We start from the raw sequence: 8,957 nt of genomic DNA, 5'->3' as shown, positions 1-8,957 counted from the left end.
GCTTTTTGCGCGGCGGCGCGCTGCATGGCGGCTTCGATCAGGGCCTTCTTGTCCGCATCCATGCCGGCCGGTGCTGCTGTGGCCTGTGCTGCTTTTTGCGCGGCGGCACGCTGCATGGCGGCTTGAATCAGGGCCTGTTTGTCATGGCTTGTTGCTGCAGGGCTATCCTGTATGCCAGCGGTGCGGGCAGCTTTGGCGGCATCCTGCGCAGCCTTGCGGGCTGCTGCGCGGGCCATGGCTGCATCAATGGCGGCCTGCCGGCTGGCTGCAATAGCAGCGGCGCGGGCATCTGCTTGTGTGTTGTCCGCAGCGCCGGTGGACTGTTTTTCCAGATGCTGGCTGTTGCGCTCGGCGGCGCGGGCCATGGCGGCGGCAATGGCGGCTTGTTTGTCGGCTGCTGCCGGTGAGGCCTTGCTTTCCGGCTGCGCTGCGGTGGCAGCCTGTTCGCGTTTGGCGGCCTGCTCGGCGGCGCGCGCGGCCAGTCGCTGGGCTTTTTCCTGCTTGTCCCGCTCCAGCCGGAACTGGCGGAAGCGATGGCGCTGCCTGGCCAGGTCGGCCTGCTGCTGCTGTTGCTGTGCCGCCTGATACTGCAAGGCGGCGTGGCGGAAGGTATCCAGCAAGGGAAGCTGACTGGGACAGACGGCATCGCACAGTCCGCACAGGGTGCAGTCCTGCAGGCCCCAGGCGTTGGCTTCTTCCATATTGTTTTGCTGGCAATGCCAGTAAAGCTCCTGTGCTTGCAGCTTGCTGGGGCAGATGCGCAGGCAATCGCCGCAGCGGATGCAGTCCTGTTGCCCACTGGTGGTATCCGGCGTGCGGGCTTGCAGGCATTGGCTATGCCAGTGCAACCCCATCGTGTCTGCCTGATCGACTGGCAGTGCATAGCCACGCAAGCCGCCGCCATGGGTAATGGCGCAATCGGCACTGGCACCGGCAAAGTTCAACAGATGGCTCAGCGGAGTACCCAGCAGCGCCTGCACGCTGCCTGGCCGTTCCAGCTTGCCGTCGAGGGTAACAAAGCGGCTGATGCAGGGCTGGCCATGCAGGATGGCGTCGCCAGCGGCCACCACGGCATCGGCTGGCAGACACAGGCAGTGTGCTGTTTCTGCCGGGCTGGCCAGCTGGCGGGTCAGCGTGGTTTCATCCGCCGCCGGATAGGGGGCATTGATGGTACTGATGTGCCAGCTGTGCTGGCTGGCGGCTGCCTGCACAGCCTCGGCACTGCCGGTGTGGCTGATGGCAAGCACGATGCGTCCGGGCTGCAGGACTTGTTCCAGCATGGCAATGGCGGCCACCAGTTTATCGGCTTGCTGTTCCAGCAAGCTGGAGGTGGCAGTCAGGCAGGGCTCGTCTTCTACCGCATTGATGATCAGCAGGGACAGTGCATGTGGCTGCATGGCCCAGTCCAGCGGCAGCAGGGGGCCGTGATTGCCCGCGACCCCCATGTCTTGCAGTTGCAGGGCGAGGCTGAGCGGCGTGAGCAGGGACGGGTCGCCTGCTTGCAGCGGCAGGGCTTCATCCCGGCCATCCGCTTCCAGAACAAGGGTGTTGGCCAGTGGTGCGCCGGGCAAGGCTTGAGCCAGGGGCTGGATGGCGATGATGCGGCCGGATGTCGGGGCATGCAGGGCAACACCGTATTCACTGTCTGCATCGGCCAGGCGCTGGTATTTCAGGACTTGCTGGCCAGGCTGCACACAAGGCAGGCACTGTTGCAGGCCCAGTAGCAGGCGCGTTGGCAGCGGCAGGGTCGTAGCAGCGGTGTTGTCATGCTTGCGGTCGGGCAAAGGCAGCTTGAACCCGCCAGGCAAGGAGAGAAAACGCCTCATGACCTTGCCTCGTGCTTGACGGCCTTGATGGCAATCACCGGGTAGCCCCAGCGCCAGTCGTGCGGGCTGCTGGTGGCCGGACGCATGCTGATGCAATCCACCGGACAGGGAACAAGGCAGAGTTCGCAACCGGTGCATTCGTCTGCCAGTACAGTGTGCATCTGCTTGGCCGAACCCAGGATGGCATCTACCGGACAGGCCTGAATGCAGAGCGTACAGCCGATACAGGTGCTTTCGTCAATCAGCGCCACGGCCTTGGGTTTGCTGGGCGGGGCGTCTGACGCAAAGGGCAGGTAGTCGGTATGCAGCAGTGCAGCCAGTTTGCGTATGCCTTCCTCGCCACCGGGCGGGCAGCGGTTGATGCTGTCCTCACCCTTGGCCAGCGCGGCGGCATAGGGTTGGCATCCGGCGTGACCGCACTGGCCGCACTGGGTTTGCGGCAGGATGGCATCAATCTGTTCGACCAGCGGGCGCGGATCGGCATCTTGCGCTTGTTGCCGGCGCTTGGTCATCACGCTGCGCAGCAGCCAGCCAGCCAGCAGCAGCAAGGCGATAAGGAACAGGATATTCATGACAGTCGGGCTCCCAGGCTGTGCAGGGCCAGTGCCAGTAGCAGGGCACACAGCCAAAGGGCGGGCAGGTCACGCAGCATGGCAGGCAAGCGGCTACGTGCCAGACGGGTTGGCAAACAGGCAAATACAGCCAGTAACAGGCTGAGCAAGACCGATAGCAACAGGCTTTGCATGCTGCTGCCCATGCTGGCAGGCGCGTGGGCCATCCAGCTGCCCGGCAGGCTCAAGAGCAGATTGTTGGCCAGCAGCCAGCCCGGACGCAGGCCCAGTGCGCGGCTGGCGTTGCCTGCCTTGTTGTTGAGCAGCCAGGCAAGCGACAGGGCACTGGCACTTTGCAGGATGATGATGGCAGGCAGCCCCGGCGTCGGGCCGGTCAGGGGCTGCAGTAGCGCCAGGCCGAGATTGCCCAGCAACTGGCTGATCAGCAGGGTCAGCCCCATGGCGGCTGCGGCAGGCCAGGCCAGGCTGATGGCACGCTGTCTGCCGGTCTGGCAATGTTGCAGACAGGCCATCAGGGCAAGCAGCGGCAGGTAGAGCCCGAAATTCATGGCGCAGAGTATCCGGAAAGCAAAACCGCAAAATTATCCGGGTTTCGGGCCTGCTTCACAACCTTGCTGCGGGTAGGCCATGGCCCTCAGCCAGCATTCAGGGTAGTTGCCGGCCAAGCCAGGCTTGCAGTTTGCGCGCCTGGCGCAAGGTTTCCTTCAGGATGCGGGCGTCCAGGGTGCTGAGCTGGCGCGGGTCGATCAGGCTGTCCAGCCCGGCCGCATTGTCCTGGCAGGCCAATTGGTGACGCAGGCGCAAATCCTGCAGGAAACGGGCGCTGTCGGCAAAGGACTGGCAATCGCTGCTGTCCAGGCCGGGCAGCTGGCTGGCAGCGGCAAAGCGCTCGCTGGTGCGACCTGCGGCGCAACCAGCCATCAAGGCCATGATGCGGGCGGCGTCAACAAAGAAGTCCAGTGCGGCTTTCAGGTCCAGCTTGTCATTTTCATCGGTTTGCAGGCGTCCGCTCCAGCCCAGCGGTGCCTGATAGCGGCGGGCGTTGCGGCTGAGTGCCTGCAATACCTGACGGTCTGCGGCGCGCTGGCGCAGCCGGCTGGCCAGCTCCAGGCCCAGCGCGGTATTGCCCCACACCGGGCGCAAGTCCAGATACAGGCCGATGTGTCCGGCGCTGTCGTCCGACTGCATCAACTGGCTGATAAAGGTGTCGCTCCAGTCATCCAGTGACAGGCAGTGGCTGGGATTGCCTGCCATCACACCGTTGCGGCACAGCGGTATGCCGCAGGCGCTCAGTGCGGAACAGATGCCCTGTGCAATGGCGGGCAGTTGCAAGGCCAGCTGGTGCTGTAGCAACGGCTTGCTGCTGTGAAACACGATGCCGCTGTCTTGATCCGAAGAGAGGGTATTTTCCTGACGACCACTGCTGCCAAACTGCAGCCAGCAGATTTCCACATCATCCAGCCCGGCTTCTGCCAGATGCAGCTGGCACAGCCGGGTCAGCAACTGGTCGTTGAACAGGCTGAGCAAGCGGGTGCTGGCATCGGCATCCATGCCCTGGCGGAACAGGGCGACCACCTGGCGGCGGAAGGTGGCGGCCACGCCGGACAGGGCGGCAGTACTGTCGCATCGGCTGAGCCGTTGCAGCATTTCCTTCATGTCCAGCCGCGACAGACGGTACAGGTCATGTTCCGAAACAATGCCGACCAGTGTGCTGCCCTCGCATACCATCACATGGCGCTCACCACTTTGCACCAGCGCCAGCATGGCTTCGCTGGCCAGCGCGGTAGGCGGCAGGATGCAGCTGGGCTGGCGCATCAATTGCTGCACCGGGGTGTCGTCCGGCCGTCCGGCCAGATGGGCGGACAGCAGGTCGCGCAGGGTGAACAGGCCAAGCAGTCTTTGTTCCGGGCTGGTGATCACCACCGAGCCAACCCCTTGGTCCTGCATCAATTCCAGCAAGGGGCGCAGTGCGGTATCGGGCCGGCAAGTGACGGGCGGCCGCTGGATGACCGCTGACAGCGGGGTATGCAGACTGAGGCCCTGTCCCCCCAGCGCGGCGGGGTGTTGTTGTCTGGCGCGGGACAGCAGATTGGCCAGCCGCTGGGTGCAAAACTGCTGGAATGCCGACGAGGCACGGCATAGCTCCAGAAAGGCCGCATGCGGTAACAACAGCACCATGCAGTCGCTGTCCGCACGGTAATGGTTGGTGACCGGTCGCTGCGCCAGCAGGGCACCCAGCGGAAACATTTCTCCCTGGCTGAGCATGGCAAACGGCTGGCCGCTGTAAATATCCTCGGCCAGTACCTGGCCTTCCAGCACGATGAACAACTGCGTGGCTAGCCCTGCCTGGGGATTGAGCAAGCTGCTGCCGCGAGGATAATACTGGCGCTTGCCATAACGGGTCAGTAGCTGGAGCTGTTCCGCTGTCATGACGGCAAATGGTTCATGCACCAGCAATGGTTGCCAGTCTGCCGGGAATGGAGTGGGCGTGGTCATGGTCTGCCGGTTGCGCTGTGATGGGTTCAATATAAAGCTGGCCAGACCCGACTGATATTGGGGAAATCCGTCGCAGTGCTTTTGCCCGCTTCAGTGGCCGGTCATGCTATTCACTGTTCTGTTTGAGGATCTGCTGGTAACGGCCATCGCGTTTTATCTGTTCCAGTGCCTGGCGGAATGCCTCTACCGTGGAGGCTGGTGTTCCCAGGCTGAATGCCATGGACATGCCCTGGGGCAGTTGCTTGAACACAAAGGCGGTCTGCAGCACCTGGCCGGGTTGGTCATGCATTTGCTGTACGGTGGAATAGGCTGTCAGCTGGTTGGCCGCCCACAGTGTGATGCGTTTGGCGCGCAGCATCTGGTAGCCCTCGCGATACGAGGAAAAGGCCTCCAGATGGGTGAATCCGTGTTCTTGCAGGTATTTTTCCTGATATGAACCATGCAGTACGCCAATCGCGTAGTTCTGATAGTCAGCCAGTTTGCCGTTACGGGGAATGCGTCCGCCATTTTCGGTCAGCATCAATAACACCGGCGGCGAGTGGATGACCTCGCCTACCCATTGAAAGCGATCTTCCCGCTCCGGTGTTCTGGCCATGGCGCATACCAGTGTGTTGGGCTGATTCAGGCCCATGGTCAATACCCGGTTCCACGGATAAAGGTGCACCGTTTCACTCAAGCCCAGTTGGCGGATGATCAGCTGCACGACATCAACCACGATGCCGTGCGGCTGTCCGCCGGCCTCGCTGGAAAATGGTGGCAGATTATCTTCACAGGCAATGGTGAGTGTGCCTGCCTGTGCCACGGGCAAGGCCGAGCACAGCATCAGCAGCGGGATCGACAGGGCAGGGAGAATGCGTTTCATCTCTTTACTGTAGTTGTTGCCCTCGGGGCGACAAGTGAAATCGCTGAGTCGTATTTTGCACTGCAGCATGCGTGACGATGGCTTATCATGTCGGCTTTAACATCATTGGCTGATATTGCTTCATGATTGTCCGATCATCCCTGAGCTGGTTTCGCTTGCTGTTTGTCTGGCATGGCTCAGTCCTGCCGCGCATCATGCCACGACTGTTGCTGGTGTTGTTGATTGCCGTCATGTCAGCCGGTGCCCGCCACTGGTGGCTTAGCACCCATGCGGATTCTGCGCTCAGCATTCCCACCTTCACCTTGCTTGGCGTGTCGCTGGCCATTTTTCTGGGTTTTCGCAATTCAGTCAGTTACGACCGCTTCTGGGAAGCCCGCAAATTGTGGGGTGGCCTGCTGATTGTCAATCGCTCCATCACCCGCTTGCTGTTGTCTGCCGTACCGAAACATTCGCTGACTGCCGAGGCGGCAGATTTGCTCTGTGCCTTTGCCTATGCACTGAAGGCCCAGCTGCGGCGGGAGGATGATTGCCAGCATCTGCAGCGCCTGATTGCCCCCGGCCTGCTGGACGAGGTGCAAGCAGCCTGCTTTGCGCCGGCCATCATCCTGCGTCGGCTGGGAGAGCTGGTGCAGCAGTTGCAGCGCGAGGGTTGCCTGAACGAGTGGCAATGGCAGGCGCTGGACCGCAAGCTGGACACCATGTCGGAAATCCTGGGCGGTTGCGAGCGCATCGACACCACGCCTATTCCTTATACTTATCGCGTCTTGCTTAATCGCACGGTCACCATCTACAGCTTGCTGCTGCCGATGGGCCTGGTCAGCAGCATAGGCTGGCTGACGCCTCCCATTGCCGTATTCATTGCGTACACATACCTCGCGCTGGAAGTGATTGGCGAAGAACTGGAAGAGCCGTTTGGTCGTGAGGGTAATGACCTGCCACTGGCTGCCCTGTGCCATACCATCGAATCCGCCGTGCGCGAAATGCAGGGCCTGCCAGTGACGGTGGAAGCGCCAAAGCCGCAAGGGGTGTATCTGCACTAAGCGCATCCATCAGGAAAGCTGTTGCCGTGGAGATGCCAGGTTCTTGCCCGACCTTGCTGGTCACCGCTGTTGCAGTTAGAGACCGATACTACGGGCAATAAAAAAAGCCCGGTGAAATCACCGGGCTCAAGGTCAGTGTGCTCCTGAACTGATTCAGATGGGGTTTTGCAGCTGGCCCAGAATCTGCGGGTTTTCCAGCGTCGAAACGTCCTGTGTGATTTCCTCGCCCTTGGCAATCGAGCGCAACAGACGGCGCATGATCTTGCCGGAGCGGGTCTTGGGCAGGTTTTCGCCAAAGCGGATGTCGTCCGGCTGGGCGATCTTGCCGATTTCGTGGGCTACCCAGTTCTTGAGTTCGGCAGCAATCTTCTTGGCTTCGTCGCCTTCCGGACGGGCACCCTTCAGTACCACGAAGGCCACCACCGCCTCACCCTTCACTTCGTGCGGCTTGCCCACCACAGCGGCTTCGGCCACCAGCGGGTTGGCCACCAGCGCGGATTCGATTTCCATGGTGCCCAGACGGTGACCGGATACGTTCAGCACGTCGTCGATACGGCCCATGATCCAGAAATAGCCGTTTTCGTCACGGTTGGCCGAGTCGCCAGCCAGGTAGTACTGACCGTTGAACTCTTCCGGGAAGTAGGTTTTCTTGAAGCGTTCCGGGTCGTTCCAAATGGTACGCACCAGCGACGGGAAAGGCTTCTTGATGACCAGGAAGCCACCGCGGCCCGGTTCCACCTGTGCACCGGATTCGTCCACGATGTCGGCAATGATGCCCGGCAGCGGCAGGGTGCAAGAACCCGGCTTGGTGGGTACGGCACCCGGAATCGGCGCAATCATGGCCGAGCCGGTTTCGGTTTGCCACCAGGTATCCACGATAGGGCAGCGGCCACCGCCCACCACTTCGTAGTACCACATCCAGGCTTCCGGGTTGATCGGCTCGCCCACGGTACCCAACAGGCGCAGGCTGGACAGGTCGAACTGCTTGGGCAGGTCGTTGCCCAGCTTGATCAGCGAACGGATGGCGGTCGGTGCAGTGTAGAAAATGCTGACCTTGTGTTGTTCGATCATGCGCCAGAAGCGGCTGGCATCCGGGTAGGTCGGCACGCCCTCGAATACCACCTGGGTGGCACCGATGCCCAGCGGGCCGTAGCAGATATAGGAGTGACCGGTGATCCAGCCCACGTCGGCGGTGCACCAGTACACATCATTCGGTTTGTAGTCAAAGGCCCAGCGGAAGCTGTTGATGGCGCCCAGCAGATAACCGGCGCTGCTGTGCTGGATGCCTTTCGGTTTGCCGGTAGAGCCGGAGGTGTACAGGATGAACAGCGGGTCATCCGCCAGCATCCATTCCGGTTCGCAGGCTTCGGCCTGGCCTTCCACCAGCTTGTGCCACCATACGTCGCGGCCGTCGGTCCACTGTGCGCCGCCATTGGTACGCTGGTAAACCACCACGTTCTGTACCGACTCGCAGCCTTCCAGTGCCAGGGCTTCGTCCACGGTGGCCTTCAGCGGAACGGTCTTGCCGCCGCGCAGGCCCTCATTGGCGGTAATCACCAGCTTGGCGCCGGCATCCTGGATACGGTCGCGTACCGCGCCGGCGGAGAAACCACCGAATACCACAGAGTGGATGGCACCGATACGGGCGCAGGCCTGCATGGCCACGATGGCTTCAATCACCATCGGCATGTAGATGACCACACGGTCGCCCTTGGCAATGCCCAGGCTCTTCAGGCCATTGGCAAACTGACAAACGCGACGGTGCAGTTCGGAATAGGTAACCCGGGTCACTTCGCCATCATCCGCTTCGAAGATCAGCGCGATCTTGTTGGCGTTCAGCGGCAGGTGACGATCCAGGCAGTTGTAGGAGACGTTCAGCACACCATCGTCAAACCATTTGAAGAAAGGTGCATTGCTGTCATCCAGTACCCGTGAGAAGGGTTTTTTCCAGGTGATCAGCTCGCGTGCCAGGTCCCCCCAGAAAGCCAGGTAGCTGTCATCAGCCTGTTCGCACAGCGCATTGTAGGCCTCCATGCCGGATACAGTGGCCTTGTGGCGGAAGTCATCGGACGGCGGAAAGCTGCGGGTTTCTTTCAGAATGGACTCGAGGGTGGACATAACTTCTCCTTATGTTTTGTCTTGCTGTAGCCGCATCCCGCAG

At 61.5% G+C, this 8,957-nt stretch carries 7 protein-coding genes; 1 reads left to right on the top strand and 6 read right to left on the bottom strand.

What is annotated here, in order from left to right; genetic code table 11:
• The 5 genes from ACE3SE_RS18980 to ACE3SE_RS18960 all read right to left on the bottom strand — a co-directional run.
• The coding region (locus ACE3SE_RS18980; RefSeq protein WP_374557484.1) for a hypothetical protein at positions 1-1,826 on the bottom strand (1,826 nt) is incomplete at its 3' end.
• Entirely contained in the window at positions 1,823-2,398 is a 576-nt protein-coding gene (gene rsxB / locus ACE3SE_RS18975) for an electron transport complex subunit RsxB (RefSeq protein ID WP_374555297.1), read from the bottom strand. The genes ACE3SE_RS18980 and rsxB, both read right to left, overlap by 4 nt.
• The gene (locus tag ACE3SE_RS18970) at positions 2,395-2,946 is read right to left on the bottom strand and encodes a hypothetical protein (protein WP_374555299.1); all 552 of its coding nucleotides are present in this window, start codon (positions 2,944-2,946) and stop codon (positions 2,395-2,397) included. Before ACE3SE_RS18970 ends, rsxB begins: the two co-directional genes overlap by 4 nt.
• Positions 2,947-3,043: 97 nt before the next feature.
• Entirely contained in the window at positions 3,044-4,894 is a 1,851-nt protein-coding gene (locus ACE3SE_RS18965; protein ID WP_374555301.1) for a DUF294 nucleotidyltransferase-like domain-containing protein, read from the bottom strand.
• Between the two features lie 106 nt (positions 4,895-5,000).
• Positions 5,001-5,756, bottom strand: a complete 756-nt coding sequence (locus ACE3SE_RS18960; RefSeq protein WP_374555303.1) for a substrate-binding periplasmic protein — start codon at positions 5,754-5,756, stop codon at positions 5,001-5,003.
• 122 nt (positions 5,757-5,878) lie between these two features.
• Here ACE3SE_RS18960 and ACE3SE_RS18955 point away from each other — a divergent pair, with 122 nt between their 5' ends.
• Positions 5,879-6,796 carry a bestrophin family protein gene (locus ACE3SE_RS18955; RefSeq protein WP_374555305.1) on the top strand — a complete coding sequence of 306 codons (918 nt, stop codon included), beginning with the start codon at positions 5,879-5,881 and terminating at the stop codon, positions 6,794-6,796.
• 153 nt (positions 6,797-6,949) lie between these two features.
• Here the strand turns inward: ACE3SE_RS18955 and acs are convergent, their stop codons facing one another.
• Positions 6,950-8,914: an acetate--CoA ligase gene (gene acs, locus ACE3SE_RS18950; RefSeq protein ID WP_062790801.1), complete on the bottom strand. Its 1,965-nt coding sequence runs from the start codon at positions 8,912-8,914 to the stop codon at positions 6,950-6,952.
• Between the last annotated feature and the right edge of the window lie 43 nt (positions 8,915-8,957).

Origin of the sequence: Aquitalea pelogenes (assembly GCF_041914625.1) — a bacterium.
Taxonomy (GTDB): domain Bacteria; phylum Pseudomonadota; class Gammaproteobacteria; order Burkholderiales; family Chromobacteriaceae; genus Aquitalea; species Aquitalea pelogenes.
The sequence above is the reverse complement of the archived record's forward strand: the minus strand, read 5'-3'. Positions and strand labels throughout refer to the sequence as shown.